The sequence below is a fragment of the Tenacibaculum sp. 190524A02b genome, assembly GCF_964036645.1.
In the GTDB taxonomy this organism is placed as follows: domain Bacteria; phylum Bacteroidota; class Bacteroidia; order Flavobacteriales; family Flavobacteriaceae; genus Polaribacter; species Polaribacter vairaonense.
In genome coordinates this window covers 4,553,509-4,572,518 of sequence record NZ_OZ038525.1, presented here as the reverse complement: position 1 = coordinate 4,572,518, position 19,010 = coordinate 4,553,509, and the positions used below count along the sequence as shown (strand labels likewise).

The window sequence follows — 19,010 nt, the reverse complement described above, 5'->3', positions numbered from 1 at the left end:
TTTGTAACGTTATCAAACCATTTATTATTACAATATCTACTCTGTTTTGCTCTTGGCGTTCTTGTCTTTTTTTGCATTTTGAACAACAATTTAAAAACACCTTTTCTTTATGCTCTTTTGGTATTCTTATAACTGTGTTTATAAAGAAAGAATCCTTTCTTTTTTATTTTGCCGATTCTCTTATTAGATGTATGCAATCCATGTACACTTTTTCAAACGAAATATCATTTTCTGGCTTATATTCAGCTAATCTTTTATAGATTTCTTTTCTAACGTCTTTGCATTTATTAAGAAAAAAGTTATCTCCCATATTATTTCCATCAAACCTTTTCATCATAAGAGCTTGAATTGGATATACAATCATATGATCAACTTTATCTATTACATCAATATCTTTACATTCTTTGCATATAGGTTTGTATTGTTCTAGTTTTCCTATATGCTTTTTTAGTAATTTATCTGTAAAAAGATGAGAGGTTTCATGGTATAAAATACCACGTCTATCGTTATTCAATTCTAAAAACAAATTGGTTAACATTGGTTTCTTTGGTGTTTTGCAAATATTCCCTAAAATGTAAGCTCTCTTTTTTGGATTGTAACTATCATAAAAAGGTACCGCTCTATTTACAGCATTATTTGTTAATTCAACAAACACTTTCAACTCTAAGTCTTTCTTATTATCCTGATAAAAACTCATCACTTTATTAAACAATTTTTCTTTTGAAACTTGCTTTTCTATTTTAGACATCGCTTTCTTATAATAATCTTTATTATTATTAAAGAATTGGTTAAATTCTGATTTTTGATAGAAATCAATTAATAATGGTTTTATAGAATCTAATGTTTTTATAGTTAGCCCTACAGCTTTTAATTCTTTTTTATAAATGGTATCAAATTCAAATTGTTTTAAGTCTTTATACATTAAACCTGTCACTGAAAAATCAATTCCTATATTTTCACCCTTCTTAATCCAATGTATAATAGGGTGATTTTTAAACTTCAGAAATTGATTATTAACTCTTTTTAAATATTCTGTATGACAAGGGCGGATATCTTCAGGTAAATCTTCTTGAACTGCAATATTGAAAATAGTTCTAAAAAACTCAGTTCGTTCATCAATTTTAAAAACAACTTTGTTTTCTAATTCTGTTATTTTTGATAATGTTTTCTCTTCTTTTTTTTCTTTACAACTTAACATTGTTACAACAATACAATAGCTAATTAACATATATGCTTTTCTCATACTATTTCTATAATAGAATATTTATTTTCATGTTTTGTAATTGAGTATTCTTTTATCCTGTTTTTAAATTTTAACAATACTACTACCTCCTGAGTTCCATGATAATTAGGTTTAAACTCAATGTTTGATTGATATTCAATTTTGTATTTTTCTAAAACTTCATCTATCTCTATTTTATCTAGCACTGAATTATAGTAGGCTTTTCTAAACTCATGTAATTTCTTGTACCCAATTCCTAAAAATGTAATTCCTACTGCTAAACCTCCCAAACAAACTTGTAAAGCATACATACTTGTAATAGCTGTATTTATGAAAGAAAAACCACTAATTATAAGAACACTTCCTATTGAAATAGTTATATAAAAATATACATGAACTGTTTTTTTCTTTTTTCGGATTCTTTCAAACTTTAAATTAATCAATGCTAACGTTTCTTGAAATTTATTTTCTAGTTTAATTTCTGAACATGTGTTTTTAAAGTTAGGCTTCTTGTTTGTTACTTTACAAATAAGTCCGTTTTTAAGATTTACTAACTCGTTTTCACATAATTTACAGTGGTTAGTGTGGTTCATGTGCAATTTATTAATCTTTTATTTTTCATTATCGATAAGCCATGGCCTTTTAAACTCCATTGTTTTTATCAATTCCTTTTTTAATTTTACTCGGTTTAAATACAATTCGGAATATTCCATCCTTTCAAAGAGTAAGTTATAAGCCGATTGATTCAGCCCATATTTTTTTAACATATAAAAATCTAATTTTGCTTTTTCAGAATTCAGATTATCATTATCAAATTCCATTTTTAATAGATCAACTAAAGTATCATTTACAAACTGATTCTCATAACTCTGTATTTTTTTACCCGCTTTTATTGAATTAAATTCTCGTATAATTGCATATACCATTGAGTCATTCTTCTCTACTTTTCTGCGATTCCAAAATTCTGTGTAATATTTGGATTGAATTTCTGGATTGATGTAAGTTAGTTCTAAACTATCCATTAAATCCTTAAAATTCTTTTTTATATAAACACCTTGAATTAAAAACTCATTTTCACTTTCTGAAATTAAGTTCTCTAATTTTTCATAACCGATTTTTTTTAATGATTCGTGGATCATTTTTAGATTTTTGGGGTTTCTTATCCACAAGTTTTTTGTCAAATCTCCATTCCTCAAATCAAAAAATGAAATTTGATTTTCTATATAAAATTCCATTTCACTTTTTTCTTTCTTTACACAAGAAATCAATAATAGAATCAGAATAGTTAATATTAGTAGTTTATTCATTCGAATTTTACACAAAAAAACTGTAATTGTTATTACTTATAATATATTTAAATAAACGGATGCTTCCAAAAAGAAAATTATACAATTATCAAAAAAAGCCTTATACTCTTTGGGTTACAATTAAAAAGCAAACCCTACACCAAAAGCAACTCTATTTTCATTAGCGTTTCCTTGAAAATACGAGATATTTAGCGTAAATAAATCAATTCCGCTTAGCCAAACTGAACCACCATAACTGGTATGCCATTTTTTAGAGTTTGTTGAATACGGACTCCAAACACGTCCGTAATCAAATCCTGCTGAAACACCTGCTTCTAATGGTAAAAAGCTTGTTTTTATTTCTCCAAATCGTACACGTAGATCATTACTATGGTAAAAACTTTCTGTTCCTGTAAATCGTTGACGATTGAATCCTCTTAAAGTGCTATCTCCTCCTAATGTTGCGGCTTGATACACCTCAAAACGATTTCCTATATTGATATGCGTTCCTATTTTTGAAGCCCATACTACAGAACGATTCTGCACTAGATTCTGGTAAATAGCCATGGAACTTTTTATATACCCAAAACGTCTATCAAAATCATTCAACTTTGATTTTGCTCCTATCGTAGTTTCAAAATCCATTCCTTTGGTTGGAAAACTTATGTCATCTGTTCTTTGATGTGTAAAACTCAATTCTCCACCAACAAAATAATTAGTGTCAAAAATATTTATAGGACTTAATGTGTAATTGGTAATGTTCCTATCAGGTGTATTTTGTACTCTAATTCCTTCAATAACTCCTGATAATCGTAATACATTTCCGCCTCTGTATCTTCTTAATAATGATGGCGTAAAACTTAGCTCGCTTCTTTTTATTCTGTAGAAATCTAAATCTTTATTCGTATCAAACTCACTTTCATTTCCCCAACCAAAAAAGTTAATCGCATAATTATCACTGGTAGCTTTAGCCCTTAGTGCTAAATTCCAATTTCCAATAAACTCGGTAAACTCTCCATTATACTCTACATCAAAGCCATTAATCGCTGAAAAATAATTTGCCGTAAATGTGTGCTCACTGGCAAAAGGCTGCTTTTTAAACCCTTGACGTGTATGTACTACAGAAGCACCAAAAAAGAAACCATCATCTGGATTACTTCCTATGCTTGGCAATACTAACGTAGTGTTATTTTCTATATCTCTATGATTATAAGTGTTTCTGTGATAGTTATCCGAACGTAAATCAGCCGTTTCTTTACTTCCGTTTATTGTATTTTTTTTAGATGCGTAATCATATATTTTCGTCTTTTTACTCCAACCAGAAACAGCCGAGGCATCTGTATAAACATCATGATCTTGTCCTCCTATCAATCTAAGCAAAATACTATTATCTACCTTACCAGAAATAGTAAATGTATCTTTTCCGTTTAAACCGTAAAGTTGTATCTCTTTGGTTTCATTGGTTTTAAAAACACGTTCAAATATTTTATGCTTTTTTTGATACACCGTAATCTTAGTTTCCTCGTTATTTACTCTTTCCACAATAAACACATCATCTTTATCTGTTCCTACTACTTGTACTGTTTTGGCTTGTTTTTTATAATATCTTCTAGCAATATCTTGTAATTTATCTCTTCGTGATTTTAGTTTAGCTATCGTTTCCTCTCCATCTAAAGCATAAATTTTAGCAGGTAATTTTTTAATAGCCGCTTCAATTACTTCATCGGTTAAATGTTTTTGAATATATGCTGCTTGCTTCAACCAATCTTTTAACGTTAGTTGATTTAAAAATTCAGCATCAAAAAAACGAGGATAATTATTATACCACTTCATGTTTTTTATATCATGATCAAACGTTTGCATATTCCTCACTAAGGGTGCTAATTGTTTAAATACCGGGATCATTACTCCATCAAACTTTGAAAAAGGTTGATCTCTATCTCTTGGTATTGGTCGGTAATAGGTTTTTCCTTTCTCTGTTTTAAATGAAGCCCAGCGCCATTGATCTTCATGTCTGTCCCAATCACCAATTACCATATCAAATAAACGAGAACGCATTGTCCATTGCTGATCTACAGAATGTTTACCATTTTTACGAAGCTTTTCTAATACATCCATAGTATTAATGATCTTCTTAGATTTTCCAAAACTTGCTACATCTTCTCTATCTCCTGCAGGACGTTCTTCTAATAAATACAAACCACCTCCAAAAATATCATTATAACTTCCCAAAGCTGGTTGCTTAGGCATGTAATACAATTTAGGATTGGTATGATAAATATTTACCGACTCTGCCATATCTGGAATTATAAAAGCTGCATATGGATGCGACATGGTAAAAATATCTTGTACCACATCTATTAAAAAGGTTCCTTTTAAAATTCCACCCATAATACGACTCCCATCTTTATACATGGAACGCAATACATACTGCTTTCCTTCACTATTTTCTAATCGTAAAGAATTGGTTTGGTTTCCACCACCTCTTCGTATTGGTTTTAAACCTCCAAAAACATTTTCTAATTCTAATACTGGTACTTTTATTTGCTCACCGTACTTTGCTCTGTGCAAATCACCCCACATAAATTCATGAAAACCGCTTACTTTAGTGTCTTCTTTTGGATAAATTGAAGCTTCTACATATTTTTTATGGATGTTGTATTCGGTAAAATCAAAACTAGCTGGTATTTTTTTCGGGGCTACTATTTCTTTACTGAATAGTAATGTGTTCCCGTCTTTTTTATTGGCTGCAAAATATTCAATTACAGCTGATCCGTCTTTGTAGTAATTTAATTTTGCGTATCCATGATTTCCGTAAGTAAAAGGTGCTCCATATCCTGCCAAAGCTGGTGATTGTTTTGATCCTGAACCGCTCACAACCTGCTTAAAACCATCATTTTCTATATACTGTAAGTTATGCTCGTGCCCGCTTACAAAAACAATATTATTTTTAAAATCATCAGCTAAAATTTCGATATCCTGAACAAATTCACTGTAACTTTTATTAAAATTATCGGTTTGAATTCCTACATGTGTGCGTAACATATTTTTAAATGTTCCTAAAACAGGAATAGGGCTCATATGGTCTTTAAAAGAATAACTTCCTCCATGAGGTCCGTTACTATATAGTGGATGATGCATGGCAACCACTACATTTTTATATCGATTCTTCTTAAATAAGCTCCATAATTCATCTAAAAAACGTTCCCGAGTTTTGATGTCACAATCTTCATTAATAGTTGGATAGTTGTTCCAATCCGTAATAAACCACTTACTATCAATAATAATTAATGTTAAGTCATCACTAACATCTACCTTCTTTAAACCGCAACCATTTTCTGGTAAGAAAGAATTTTTGCCTAATGCTTTCTCTACCATTTTCTCTTGACGTTTTAATCCTTTTATTCCGTTATACCAATCATGATTTCCTGGAATAAAAATGGGATTTCCTTTATAATTTTTAACAGCATCTATTTGTATTTGTAAACGATGTTCTGCTAAAGCTCTTTCTGTGCTTTCCTTTTTAGGCATTCCTACTGGATAAATATTATCTCCTAAAAACAAAGCGGTACTATTTTTTGTAGCTGTTTCTAAATCTTTTTGAAAGTAATCTAAAGTCAATAAATTTTCTCCTAAATCAGCATTCCCTGCATCACCTATCAAATAAAAAGAATGTACTAACTCTTTTTGAACCTGAATGGTTTTTGGCGCTTTTACATCTGCATACTTCGCTTGATAAGACGCACATCCCCAAAAAGATAATAGTAGTATAAAAACTGTTAGTTTTATAGTTTTCATTAAAAGTGTAATTTGATAAGCAAAAATAAGGCATTTTAAATTACTCCAATCCTCCTTTGGGATTCGTTTTAAAAAATCTCAAGTAATAAAAAGCTATCTTATTCCTTTAAAAGTTTATGATAATTAGTTAAGGTATCTATATCTGTTAAATTGCTATTCAATAAACTTAATACCTCACTTTTTAAAGTTATATTAAGTAACTTTCCTGCACCTTTATCTCCTGTTAACTCTTTTAGTTTTGAAAAGTACTTTTTAGGGAAAATAGCTGGTACTCCTATCTTATCACCATAATTAGATGCTATAATTTTAGCTTGATTTTTTTTACTTATTTCAATCAGTTTCTTTAAATAATCAGTAGTTATTTTAGGTTGATCTGCTAATAAAATGAGTACTTTATCAAAAGTATTTACTTCTATAGTATTGATACCAGTAACAATACTGGTACTCAACCCTTCTCTATAACTTTTATTTTCTATAATAGTTATAGAATAAGCATCTATACTTTTTTTAATCAACCCCATATTGGCTCCGAGTACTACAAAAGTGTCAGCTTCTTTTACAGCTATTACCTGCTCTATTGTCCAACCTAATAAAGTGGTATGCTTATAAGGTAATACTTGTTTTATACTACCCATTCTTGAAGAAGTACCTGCTGCTAATATTAGTATGGCTACTTTCATTTAATTGGTATGGATAGCTCCTGATATTTTTTTTAATGAGAAAACTTCTTTATTTCTCATAACAGATAATATTTCTGCGGTAATTGACATAGCTATTTCTTCTGGAGTTATCGCTCCTATATTTAATCCTGCAGGCGTATGAATTACATCTAAAAAATCATCCGTTACTTCTGGAGTTAATTCTAACAACTCATTTAACATTTTTTCTCTACGTTTAGCTGCTCCTAATACCCCTATATACAACGGTTTTGTTTCTTGTAACCTTACTAAATACCGTAAGTCATACGTGAAATTATGATTCATTATTACAACAGCTGTATGTTGATTTATGCTGGAAAGCTCAACTAATTCAGGCGTTTGTGCAATTACAGAAGTAGCCCCTGGGAAATCAGATAATTGTTTAGGGTCTTTTACTGATGTAATTACTTCTACTTGCCATCCTAATAGCTTAGCTTGTTTACACAATTTTACTGCATCATGTTCCCCACCTATAAGTAATAATTTAAATAAAGGAGCTAATTTTTGTTGGAATTGAATAACTCCAGTTTTCATTTCTTCTCTATTAAAACCATCATATAAATTATACATTCTATCTTCAAAAGATACTATAGAGCCAAAATTACCTGCTATTTCATCCTCTTTTTTATAGTAGGAAGTTATTATAAATGGTTTTCTTGCCTTTAAAAATTCAGCAAAATTAGTAGCTAATGTTACAGAAATGAATATGGGCTCTAGTAAAATATATAATATTCCTTCGCATCCCAATCGGTATCTTCCATCATAGGTAATGACTTTGGCTTTTTTAGTTTTAAATACCGTTTGTGCTCTTCTTTGCACTTCTTTTTCTACACAACCTCCACTTACAGCTCCCACCATTTTACCATTAGATGAAAGTAACATTCGTACGCCTGGCTTACGATATGAAGAACCATCTAAAGCAACTACTGTAGCTAATACATTAGCAATACCTTTTTGTTGATTTACAAATGCTTGTTGAAGAATTTCTTTAAACTCGTGTGTCATGTAGTCAAAAACTTTCTTTAAATGTACAATATTTTACAGATTTAAAGACTACATGATGTTTTTATATCATCTCTACTTAGATATAGGATTTACTGATGGAGAAAAATCTAATCCCCATTGTATTCCTAAAATTGTGGTGGTAGCTGATTCACTTTTAAAGTTTCTACCAAAACCTCCGTGTAACGTTAGTGATTTATTAATTTGATAACGAATGGTTCCAAATGACCTAGTTTCATTTTGCACCCCATCTCTTTGTAAATATTCATAAGCGACTGATAATTTATCCATTTCAAATTCTAATTTCCCTCCATAATCTGTATTCGTTGTTATGAATAATTTATTATCAGCATCTTTATTTAAACCATCTCTTAAATACCTATATATTCCATATACATGAAAATAGTTTGATTGATTAGTTGAAGGAAGTTTCAATGCTAAATCTCCCGAAAACCAAATTCCAAACCTTCCGAAAGCACTTTTAATATCTTGCGAAGCATCTCCCATAAAATGACTATATGCTATAGCTCCGTCTAGAGCAAATACAGGTTTTCCATTTACACTATTATACATAGCATCGTACACTTTTTTCCAACCATCAAGTGAAGTAATTGCTTTATCTAATTCTTCTAAAGTTAATTTTCCACTAGCTTGTTTAAATATTAAATCAGATACTGCAGACGAACTCATAAATGCTTCATAGTCTTTATAACTATTTTTTAATGTTTCTACATGTTTAATACCAACTATAGAAAGTAATCGAGTTCTTACACCCACGGATATATAGGATTGTGGTTTTTCAAAAACATCATAAGTACCATTCATAAAAGCTATAGAAACTGATAGTTTTTTCCATAAGTCTCCTAATGGGTTATAACTTACATAATCATCAACTGTAGGTTTTTGTTTTTTGGCTACTAAATTGTTATAGGTAAAAAAATTAATATCCGTTCGTTTTTTATACCAATACGGTTGTAGTTCAATTGCGTAACTATTAGGTGCTACATTATTATTACTATTCCCTGAAAAAGCATTTAACGTTTGAATGGATAATGCTTGGATACTTTGAGGTGTACTTATGGTAGTTGGTGTTACATCCATTAATACAAAAGCTGGAGAATTAGGTGGCGCTAAACTTTTTAACTTTACTTCCTTAGTACTATTTTGTGCCAAAACATGTCCTGATAGTGTAACTAAAAGTATATACAAACTCTTCTTAAACATCTTTTTTAACTTAAAGTTACTTCTGAATTTATAATACAAACTTTACTAGAGTATAAGGACTCTACTGTAAATGTAACAGAATAGTTAGGTGCATCTCCCCCTGTTAAAAATACTTTATAAGTATCTTTTATTTGTTTTATAGCTAAATTAAAGGTTTCTTCATTTGGAAATGAATTAAAGAAACGTAAAAAAGTAGCTACTTTTAAAGTTTTTCCATTAACTGTTCCTCCTTTATCAATAAGCTTCCATCCTGTTTTTATACTTGGATTGAATGGTGGAATATCTGGCTTTCCATTTTCTTGCCCAGTATCTTCAAGATAGGTATACGTAGTAGGAATTGCTTCTGATTGAACTTCAATTTTTAATTTTATGGGCTTTTTTGAGCCAACAACATAATTATCCATGATGTACAGTTAGGTTAGTTACTAACAAAGCTAACATTTTAAACAACTACATCCTATAGGAAAAAACCTTTTTTACATATAAAAAAGCTTATTATGAACTACAGGATAACATGGAACAACCTACTTTGTTACGTGCCCACTCTGGACGTTTTGTAAACCATTTCTCATAATTGGGTTGTTCTTCATATGGATTCTTTAAGAGTTGGTATAACTCCTCTATTAAACTATAATCTGCTTTGTTAGCTTTATCAATAGCTAATTGCGCCATATAGTTACGTAAAACATACTTTGGATTTACAGCATTCATTGCCATTTTTCTATCCACATCCAAACGTTTTTCTTTTTGTAATCGGTTTATATACATTGTAAACCAGTCTTCCCAATGTTTTTTTATTTCATTCTTATACTCTAATGGGTTGTAAAAAGCTTTTTGTATTTTTTCAATAGCTAAAAGAGCTGTATCATTTTTAGTTACATTTGATAAACATCTAAAAAAGATGGTCATGTCTACTTCCATTAAATGTAAACTTTCTTCCAATCTACCAATTAACTCTTTATCTTTTTCATCTTCCAATAGCAATCCTAATTTCTCTTTCATCATTTGCTCATACTTTACTATATATTCATCGTTATAACTATCCAAAATAGCCTGTAAAGGTTTCGTATCTTCTATTAACGGGTACAATGCATTTGCCAGTTTAAATAAATTCCATAAACCAATGTATGATTGATTGCCAAAACGATACCTCTTATGTTGTGCATCTGTGGTATTTGGTGTCCACCCAAAATCAAAACCTTCTAACCATCCATAGGGTCCATAATCTATAGTCAACCCTAGAATAGACATATTATCTGTATTCATAACGCCATGTACAAAACCTACGCGTTGCCAATGCACTAACATATCAATTGTTTTATGGCTAACTTTTGTTAACAATTCTAGATATTTTTCTTTTCCTGCGGTTTTAATCTCTGGATAGAAATGTTTAATTGTATAATCTGCTAATTGTTTTAAAGCGATATGATTTTCTCTTGCGGCTAAAATTTCAAAATTCCCAAATCGAATAAAACTTGGCGCTACTCTACACACAATCGCTCCCTTTTCATACGCTGCATTTCCATTATACATCATATCACGCAACACCTCATCTCCTGTAAGACTTAACGACAAAGCTCTTGTTGTTGGCACTCCTAAATGATACATAGCTTCACTACATAAGTATTCTCTAATAGAAGAACGTAAAACCGCTAATCCATCAGCAGTTCTTGAGTATGGTGTTTCTCCAGCTCCTTTTAACTGTAACGCCCATTGTTTACCTTGGTATTGTACTTCAAATAAATTAATAGCTCTACCATCACCTAATTGTCCTGCCCAGTTCCCAAATTGATGTCCTCCATAACACATAGCATACGGATGTGTATTATCCAACACCTTATTACCTGTAAAAACTTTTAGAAATTCTTCTGAATTTGCTTCTTCAGGTGTAAGCCCTAATTCTTCTATCATTTCCTCAGAAACATGTAACAATTCTGGTTTAGCTGTTTGCTTTGGTGTTACATATGAAAAACAGGCATCTATTACTTGACGTCTTGTATTTTCTAGGTTTTTATCTGCTGGTAATTCTTGGGTAAAGGTGTTGTTTAGGTTTAGATTCACTATGCTAAATGTATTAAGGGTTGTAAAACAATTATATAAAAAACAAAGTTACAATAACCTTAATTAATTTTTAAAGTTATAGAAAATACTTAAAAGTAAGTTTTTACTATTTTATTTATAATTAATAAAAAATTGATTGAATAGAATACTCCATTCAATCAATTAAATTCTTTTTTGTAAAATATCAACAAACTTTACCTGCTTTTATAGCATCTTCAATAAGCTGCTCTGCACTCATTATAACTAATGCAGCTTCAGCAATAAAAGCAATACCATCAGTAGCAAACCATGCTGTAATTTGTACAACTGCAATAGTTCCTGTCTTAACCCATTCCCACCAGGTCATTTCATCTTTTGCTATTTTAAAAGCAGCTTTAAAGCCTCCTGCTTTCCAAATACCTCCCATTAAAGCAAATAGTGCTTTAGATTTAGCCATAGCTCCTTTGGCTACAGAAAAATTATGAACAGCTCTAGAAAATCCTCTTAACGTACTAGGCCCTAATTTTCTTATCAGTGACCTTGTTAATCGTTCTTGATTAGAAATATGTAATCCTACTAACCCAAAAACAAACATTATAACATCTACTACAACTATAGCAATAGCTTCCTCACAAGCTGTTAAAGATAGTGTATCAAAATTTTCTTGATCTTTAACCGTAACGTGCTTAATTTCTTTAAGTGTTGGATGAACAGGTTTATTTTTATCTAAAAAATAATTGACTATTAATTCTTTATTTACTTCAAGGTTTTCAGTCTCCTCTGGAAACCACTCAATTAGTTTTTTTATCGCATTTTCAACTTGTTGCTTATTTATATCTTTCATAATAAAAATAGTTTTACCCCTACTCATTAGGCTTTTCGGATTCCGCCTCGTTTTTTATAGTTTCTGAACTCTATTTTGTTTGGTTTTTGAAAACTGTTTAACACTATTGATTGTTTTCTTATAAGAAAGTTTTGTTTCAATAAGTTAAACTTCTTAAATTTAGCTTTCCCCGTAAGTAGTTAGTTAAGTTTATAAAAAAGAATCATATTATAAATATGATTCCCTTTATACTATTTCTCAATTATAAATTTAGGATCTACTATAATGTAATTTATAGGCTTCGGATTTTTAGGGTCAGTTAGATCTATCAATATTAATTTCAGATGATAGCTTATCGTATCTCCATAATTGGGACTAGCTAAAACATGTGTATCTGGAACACTAATTTGAGCAGAACTCCCTTTTAAGTACTTATCTTTAGGCTCATCTATATCATCAAATCCGTGTGTTAACTCTACAAATTGAATTTCTTCATTATCTGAACTAGGAAGAGTTAAAGAGCCTTCCCATTTAGAACCTTTAGCAAAGCCATACATTACAATACCATAATTATCATCATTAGTTGGATTACTTGGACTTACAATCCACTTAATTGTATCACGTGGTTTTACCTTTAATTTAAAGTTATTGTCATTCCCTCCTACCAATTTAGATACTTTACCATTTTTATCTACTTTAGTTGCTACAAAATATACATTATCATTAAAAAGCTGGCCTCCTCCAACAGGATGACTCCATGTCCCTCCTTTTTTTACAAGTTTTAAATAATCTGTATTTACAAGCGTATTAATTATCCACATTTTAGTTTGGTTTAATTTCCCTACTCATAAGGCTTTTCGGGTTTCGCCTCGTTTTTTATAGTTTCTGAACTCTATTTTGTTTGTTTTTTGAAAACTGTTTAGCGCTATTGATTGTTTTCTGATAGTAAAATTACGCTTGAATAAGCTTCATTAAATGAACAAGTATGTAAACGACTAGCTAAAATTCGTAAATGCTATAAAAAAGAGAATAAACGTTTTAAATTCAACTATTAACTATTGTTATTCAGTTTAAAACCTAGTATATTGCATGTAACCAAACTTTTATAAAAATGGAAAACACAACTATTTTATATTCGGATATAGTTAAAGAATTTAAAGTTCAAAAAATAAGTGAAGTACAAACTCCTATTACTATTAATAACCACGTATCTCTAGGTCCTTTTGTTAGAATTACTCAAACAGGTAGCGAAAATTACATTTATACAACTTCTTTTTTTGACAGTAATACTATAAAAGGAGAATGTGAGGAATTTCATATTGATCCAATTATATCTTCTAAAAAATTAACAATAAAAATAAAATCAAAAAAAACAACAGATATTCATTCAAAAAAACAAGGTCTATTCTCTTTAATTTTCACTATAGATGATGATACGTTTAACGCTATAAAACAAATAAAAGTTGAGATTGATTTTAATAGTAAATCTAATGAACCAACAAGAGGAACTGTTGTTATACCTCCTGGTTCTACTTTATAAGAGGTGTTTTTTAATATCAGAATTCGTTTTTTTGTTATTTTTCTTTTTCTCAATAATCTTTCTTTTTCTCAACAATCTTTTATCGAAAGTTTTTTTATAGAGAAATGTAACTTTTGTATGAAATCTAATGAATTAAATAGAAATTCCTTTCTTAATAAGAAAGAATACTCTTGGCATAATGCCCATTTAGCTTTCTCTAAAAAAGATTACAAAAAAGTAAATCACTACTTATTAAATGATCATTTAACTAATGATGATGTAAAAACTATTTTATATAGTCATTTATTTTTTCGTTTGAAGCTACATGACAATGCAGAAAAAGAAATACGAAAACTAACTAACAATGATTATTCTCTAATTAAGCTAAAAAGCTTAGGCGATTTTTTTGAAATAAAGAACCAAGATTCTGCTGTTGTTTATTATGAAAGTGTTTTAAAATATGAAAAATTACCTGAACAGCTTTTAAATGAGGTAAATGAAAGTTTAGCTTATATCAACTTAACTAAGAAAAAATTCAAAAAGGCTGAGGCTTCGTACAAAAAATTGTTAAATACTTATAAAACTTATAATGACGTATCTTCTTCAACTAGAGTATACGCCAATTTAGGGAATCTTTATTTTGAACAATATCAAGACCTAAAAGCAAAACAATATTTTGACTCTGCTTATGTAACTTCTAAATCTATTAAGAACCTTAACCTAAAAAGTTCAATAACTCATAATTTATACATTGTTTCTGAGGCTTTAAAAGAACATAAACAGGCTATAAAATATTTAAAAGAACACAATATTTTACAAGATTCTATTCAAAAAGAAGCTACCATTTGGAAAATTGCGGAACAAAAAGAAGCTTTTAATCTAGCTAAAAAACAGGCTGAAATAGATAAAAAAACAGCGCAACGTAATATTCTTATTATTATTTCAATAGCTATTTTACTTCTATTAACCCTTACTTTTCTTTTTTATAAAAAGTTACAACAAAAACACCAACAAATACAAATTTTGAATAATGAGTTGGAGGAATCTAACTTACAAAAGAATCAAATGTTTAGTATTGTTGCCCATGATTTACGTAGTCCAGTAGCTCTTTTAAAACAGAAATTGCAATTAGCCACATCAAATTCAATACATAAAACAATTACTATTGATAACAATGTTATACCTATTATTGACTCATTAAGTTTTTTATTAGATAATCTACTAAACTGGTCATTGAGTCAATCTAATTTATTAGCTATTCAAAAAGACTGGTTTCCTTTATTTCCTGTTATCAATCAAGTAGCGCATCAATATGATTCTCTATTAAAAGAAAAAAACATCCAACTATCAATAAAAGATGTAAATTCTTTTTTAATTTTTGGCGACATGGAATTGTTTAAAATAGTACTTCGTAATTGTTTAGATAATGCTATAAAGTTCACCCCTAAAAATGGTGAAATTTTAATTTCTGGAATAGTTGAGGGTAATTTTTTAAAACTAAGTATTCAAGATTCTGGAGTTGGAATTCCTGAAACTGTTTTGAAAACATTGTTTGAACTACATACAAAAAAAGCGCAAAAAGATACAGAAGGTAGAAAAAGCTCTGGTTTAGGTTTACACCTAGTAAAATCTATGATTGAACTAAATAACGGAACTATCCACATTAAAAATCACCCAAAAGGAGGTACAGTTGTACATATATCTATACCTCATAAAATAATAGCTTAATTATATATGCAAAAGATTAAAATTTTAATTCTTGAAGATGATTTAGAGCAGTCAGAATTATTAAAGCAATTATTGGTTAAAAACTATACTGTCATTGGTTCTGCCTCTAATTATATGGAAGCTGTTGCATTATACCATATGCATGCTCCTGACTTAGCTATCCTTGATATTTTTATAGAAGACAAACGTGAAGGAATCCGATTTGCTGAATACATCAACAAAAACACTCCAATACCTATATTATTTTTAACGAATGCTAAAGACAACATAAGCTTCAGTGAGGCAAAAAACACAAAGCCTTATAATTATCTCTTAAAACCTGTAGATCCTTTTGGTATTAAGTTTACTATTGAATTAGCTATTGAAAAATTTGCCAATCAAGTAGGTCAGCTATCTACCAAGGAAAAAGCTAGTTTAAAAATTAATGATGAACTATTTATAAAAAAGAAAGATTCTTTATTTAAAATATCAAAAAATGATATGTTTTACATTGAGGCGGATGATAAGTATTGTCATATACATACAGAAAACACTCAATTTATGGTACAAAAAACTTTAAAAAGCTTTACTGAGGAGTTTAAAAACATCTTTATTAAAACGCACAGAAAATACTTGGTTAATAAAAGTAAAATAGCTAGAATTGACACTGTTGATTATAATATTATTCTTAAAAACAATATTTCTATTCCTCTGAGTCAGCGCCATAAAAAAGAAGTTATTAAGGCTTTACCTATATTTAAATAATTACTGCTTATTTAAAAAAGTGATATAATTTGTTAACAACCCTCTAATTTGTTCCGCTGCAACCGGGTTGGCTGAATGTACTTTAAATTGTAACCTTTTTAGGTTTAAACCAGATTCATACACCAACCATTTAGCTGCCGCTAAACCATCTGGTGCTACATTTCCATTTTTATCTAAGCCTAAATCATTATCAAAACTTATAAAATCTGGTAATCCATTAATTTTTATATGAGTAACAAATTCTTCATAAGTTCTAACTACAATAAATGTTGATATCTCCATTTCATCGTAAATCATATCTACGGTTCTAATATCATCTAAAAAAAGCTTTTTCATAGTACTCAGTATTTATACTACAAAACTCTAAAATTTAATTCACTTTTTTAATAAAAAACAGTGATATAATGGATGCAAAAATTCCAAAAATTAATGTAGTTATGAAATTTACCAACCCCAATGGATAACTATTTTGTATTCTATTTTCAACATTGGGTTCTAAATTATTAATAAAGGCTAGATAATCTTTAGGAATGGACGCATCTACTAAAAACAATATATAATCCATTAATAAATAAGTAATACATGCTACTAATAATGTTACTAGTACTACATTAGACCTTCTTCTAGACAATTCTGACCTTTTCTTAAATTTTTTAAGCAAATTAGGTTTCAAAAAAGTATAATTAAAAAATAAGGAAAATATAAACAGAAAGACACCGGAAATAACACTCATTAAAATAAATTCTACCTCAGTAAATCCATTACTTTGCCAGTACATTAGTACCATTAATGTGGCAAAAAAAGTTGCTGATCCTGTTAATACACCACTTTCAATTGTTCCACTCCATTTTTTTAGTTTGTTCATGTTTGTTGATTTTTATTTAGTTTGGTTTTATAAATAATCTTCTAATTCATAGAGTAGTTTTTTTGTTATTTTCTCAAATCGTAAATTGGCTGAGTTATCTACCAATATTAAACAAGTTTCTTTTTTAAAATTCTTTATCATTAAAGAGTTTGCCGCTAGCCATTTCCCATTATGCCATATTGAATTGTCTCTATTTAATACCCATCCAAATCCATAATCATTATAAGTTCCATCTTTTAATTGATGTGGTTTATATGCTTCTTTTAATTCTTCTTTACTTAATAATGAGTTATCTTCCCAAATTTTTGACCATTTCTCTAGGTCATTAATACTAGAAAAAATGGCTCCATCTCCAGCTACACCATCAATCCAAGTTGGTTTTAATTTTATAGGTTTACTTTTTAAATAAGCTTCAAAATCTTCAGCTATATTGGCAGTATTCTCAATGGTGTCTTTTGATAATAGATTCCAAACTCTAGTTTGAATTAAGCCTAGTGGTTTACATATTTCTTCTTTTATATATTCTTCAAAAGAAAGTCCTGTTACTTTTTCAACAATGTATGCTAAGAATATATAATTGGTATTGTTATAAACAAATTTGATATTAGGTACTAACTTATCTTCCTCCATAACTTTCAAGACAAGATGAACGGCGTCAGTTATAGACAGGATATAATTTTTACTAGGCTTATTTTTTTTTGCAATAGCAATATAGTCTACTAAAATTCCTGAGGTATGGTTTAATAAGTTTCTAATGGTTATCTGTTTATGTTTAAAGAAAGTTACATGTTCACTTACCAAATCATCATAGTGTATTTTTTCTTTTTTCACCAAATTCATAATCGCAAATGCTGTAAAAGATTTAGATAAGGATGCTATTCTTAGCATAGAACTTTCTGTTAAAGGTTTTTGTGTAGCTCCACTAACTCCCATAACTAGTTTAAAAATTACTTCGCCTTTATGAGTTAGTAAAGCTACTCCATTAAACTTTTTTCTACGTTCCAGTACTTTAAACCAACGTTTTATTGACTTTATTTTAGCTTCCTTATTTCCTTCTTTTACTTTAGGTATTTTAGGTACATTTGTTTCTATTTTCCATAAAATAATGACTAGAATTACGATACTGGCTACAATTAATACACTATAAAGAATCATTTTTTAATAGCGAGCTTTAAGACATTCTCCTTGTAAAGTTCGTATTTATTATTTATAGTTTCAAATATATATTTCCATTCATTATTTGTTATAAAAAAACCTAAAATCAAAATAAATAGGATTTGAAAATCATACAACATCATAAATATTCCTATTCCAAAATGCAAAGACATTGCTAAGAATAGCATGATAAATTTGAGTTTTTTATTCCATACTAAAAAAGGAAATAATAACTCTACTAGTATAGTACCATAAGTACTTAATGTTACAAAAACGCCATTCTTTACTAACAAACTATTCCATGGCGTTCCTTGAAATCTTTCCGATCCTAATACATAATACGTAGCAATTCCATTAAACCATACTTCTGCATTAATCTTGTGAATTGCAGAAATAAAATACACTAAACAAAAATGTATGCATAATGAATACCCTGCTAAATTGGATAGTAAATTAGCTACTTGTTCCGAAAACTCCGTTTTATATTTTAGAGGTTTAAGACTGTACTTATTATAGGAATCTATAAATATGAAGTATAAAATTGCAAATTTTAAAATGTTATCACCTCCATTAAGTGTTAACCATGCTAAGTTTTGTATTACTTCAATACTTATAAACAATAACAAGGCTGTTAGTCTTTTTCCTACTCCAAACATAAATAGGAGTATAAGGATAATATATATTGTATAAAATATATCAAAATTAGCTCTTACTGCAACTGTATTGATATTAAAAAACTCTAAAAAAGGAGCGCCTCCTGGTTCTAAAAAAGATTTTCCTTTATAAACTAAATCATTAAAACGCCACATAGTAATTACGTCTTTTAATAAATAAAAGCATATGAACAATCTAAAAAAAGGTGCGTAAAAGCTAAACTTATTTTCTTGTATAAATTTATTTATCATA

General features: G+C 29.2%; 18 protein-coding genes. 3 read left to right on the top strand and 15 right to left on the bottom strand.

What is annotated here, in order from left to right; translation table 11 throughout:
- Window positions 1-163 precede the first annotated feature (163 nt).
- The 11 genes from ABNT65_RS18545 to ABNT65_RS18495 all read right to left on the bottom strand — a co-directional run bounded on the left by ABNT65_RS18545 (window position 164) and on the right by ABNT65_RS18495 (window position 12,914).
- Window positions 164-1,243, bottom strand: coding sequence for a DUF4932 domain-containing protein (locus ABNT65_RS18545; protein ID WP_348746559.1), 1,080 nt, complete (start codon window positions 1,241-1,243; stop codon window positions 164-166).
- On the bottom strand, window positions 1,240-1,815 hold the full coding sequence (locus ABNT65_RS18540) for a hypothetical protein (RefSeq protein ID WP_348746558.1): 576 nt from the start codon (window positions 1,813-1,815) through the stop codon (window positions 1,240-1,242). Before ABNT65_RS18540 ends, ABNT65_RS18545 begins: the two co-directional genes overlap by 4 nt.
- Before the next feature lie 18 nt (window positions 1,816-1,833).
- Window positions 1,834-2,529 carry a hypothetical protein gene (locus tag ABNT65_RS18535; protein WP_348746557.1) on the bottom strand — a complete coding sequence of 232 codons (696 nt, stop codon included), beginning with the start codon at window positions 2,527-2,529 and terminating at the stop codon, window positions 1,834-1,836.
- A 120-nt stretch (window positions 2,530-2,649) separates the two neighbouring features.
- Entirely contained in the window at window positions 2,650-6,306 is a 3,657-nt protein-coding gene (locus ABNT65_RS18530; RefSeq protein ID WP_348746556.1) for a ShlB/FhaC/HecB family hemolysin secretion/activation protein, read from the bottom strand.
- A gap of 98 nt (window positions 6,307-6,404) precedes the next feature.
- Window positions 6,405-6,986, bottom strand: a complete 582-nt coding sequence (locus ABNT65_RS18525; RefSeq protein ID WP_348707135.1) for a nucleotidyltransferase family protein — start codon at window positions 6,984-6,986, stop codon at window positions 6,405-6,407.
- Entirely contained in the window at window positions 6,987-8,009 is a 1,023-nt protein-coding gene (locus ABNT65_RS18520; RefSeq protein ID WP_348740050.1) for an XdhC family protein, read from the bottom strand. It abuts the gene before it with no gap.
- Between the two features lie 72 nt (window positions 8,010-8,081).
- Window positions 8,082-9,230, bottom strand: a complete 1,149-nt coding sequence (locus ABNT65_RS18515) for a hypothetical protein (RefSeq protein WP_348746555.1) — start codon at window positions 9,228-9,230, stop codon at window positions 8,082-8,084.
- 5 nt (window positions 9,231-9,235) lie between these two features.
- Complete coding sequence (locus ABNT65_RS18510) at window positions 9,236-9,634, bottom strand: hypothetical protein (protein WP_348746554.1); 399 nt, start codon at window positions 9,632-9,634, stop codon at window positions 9,236-9,238.
- 91 nt (window positions 9,635-9,725) lie between these two features.
- Window positions 9,726-11,291 (bottom strand): protein adenylyltransferase SelO, encoded by a 1,566-nt coding sequence (locus tag ABNT65_RS18505; protein ID WP_348746553.1) that lies wholly within the window; start codon window positions 11,289-11,291, stop codon window positions 9,726-9,728.
- A gap of 184 nt (window positions 11,292-11,475) precedes the next feature.
- A complete protein-coding gene (locus ABNT65_RS18500) occupies window positions 11,476-12,114 on the bottom strand; it encodes a hypothetical protein (RefSeq protein WP_348707130.1) in 639 nt (212 codons plus the stop codon).
- Window positions 12,115-12,344: 230 nt separating this feature from the next.
- Complete coding sequence (locus tag ABNT65_RS18495) at window positions 12,345-12,914, bottom strand: hypothetical protein (protein WP_348746552.1); 570 nt, start codon at window positions 12,912-12,914, stop codon at window positions 12,345-12,347.
- 290 nt (window positions 12,915-13,204) lie between these two features.
- On the opposite strand from ABNT65_RS18495, the gene ABNT65_RS18490 reads away from it, so the two are divergent.
- The 3 genes from ABNT65_RS18490 (at window position 13,205) to ABNT65_RS18480 (ending at window position 16,084) form a co-directional block, all read left to right on the top strand.
- The gene (locus tag ABNT65_RS18490) at window positions 13,205-13,633 is read left to right on the top strand and encodes a hypothetical protein (RefSeq protein ID WP_348746551.1); all 429 of its coding nucleotides are present in this window, start codon (window positions 13,205-13,207) and stop codon (window positions 13,631-13,633) included.
- Between the two features lie 117 nt (window positions 13,634-13,750).
- Entirely contained in the window at window positions 13,751-15,340 is a 1,590-nt protein-coding gene (locus ABNT65_RS18485; RefSeq protein WP_348707127.1) for a HAMP domain-containing sensor histidine kinase, read from the top strand.
- A 6-nt stretch (window positions 15,341-15,346) separates the two neighbouring features.
- Window positions 15,347-16,084: a response regulator transcription factor gene (locus tag ABNT65_RS18480; RefSeq protein WP_348707126.1), complete on the top strand. Its 738-nt coding sequence runs from the start codon at window positions 15,347-15,349 to the stop codon at window positions 16,082-16,084.
- Here ABNT65_RS18480 and ABNT65_RS18475 read toward each other — a convergent pair whose 3' ends face one another.
- From ABNT65_RS18475 to ABNT65_RS18460, 4 genes are read right to left on the bottom strand one after another with little or no spacing between them, the layout of a single operon-like run.
- Window positions 16,085-16,420, bottom strand: coding sequence for a cyclic-phosphate processing receiver domain-containing protein (locus tag ABNT65_RS18475; protein WP_348707125.1), 336 nt, complete (start codon window positions 16,418-16,420; stop codon window positions 16,085-16,087).
- A 34-nt stretch (window positions 16,421-16,454) separates the two neighbouring features.
- On the bottom strand, window positions 16,455-16,949 hold the full coding sequence (locus ABNT65_RS18470) for a hypothetical protein (protein ID WP_348740042.1): 495 nt from the start codon (window positions 16,947-16,949) through the stop codon (window positions 16,455-16,457).
- A 27-nt stretch (window positions 16,950-16,976) separates the two neighbouring features.
- A complete protein-coding gene (locus tag ABNT65_RS18465; RefSeq protein ID WP_348746550.1) occupies window positions 16,977-18,104 on the bottom strand; it encodes a serine hydrolase domain-containing protein in 1,128 nt (375 codons plus the stop codon).
- Window positions 18,101-19,009: a hypothetical protein gene (locus ABNT65_RS18460; RefSeq protein WP_348746549.1), complete on the bottom strand. Its 909-nt coding sequence runs from the start codon at window positions 19,007-19,009 to the stop codon at window positions 18,101-18,103. The genes ABNT65_RS18465 and ABNT65_RS18460 overlap by 4 nt, the downstream gene beginning before the upstream one ends.
- Window position 19,010: the final 1 nt, after the last annotated feature.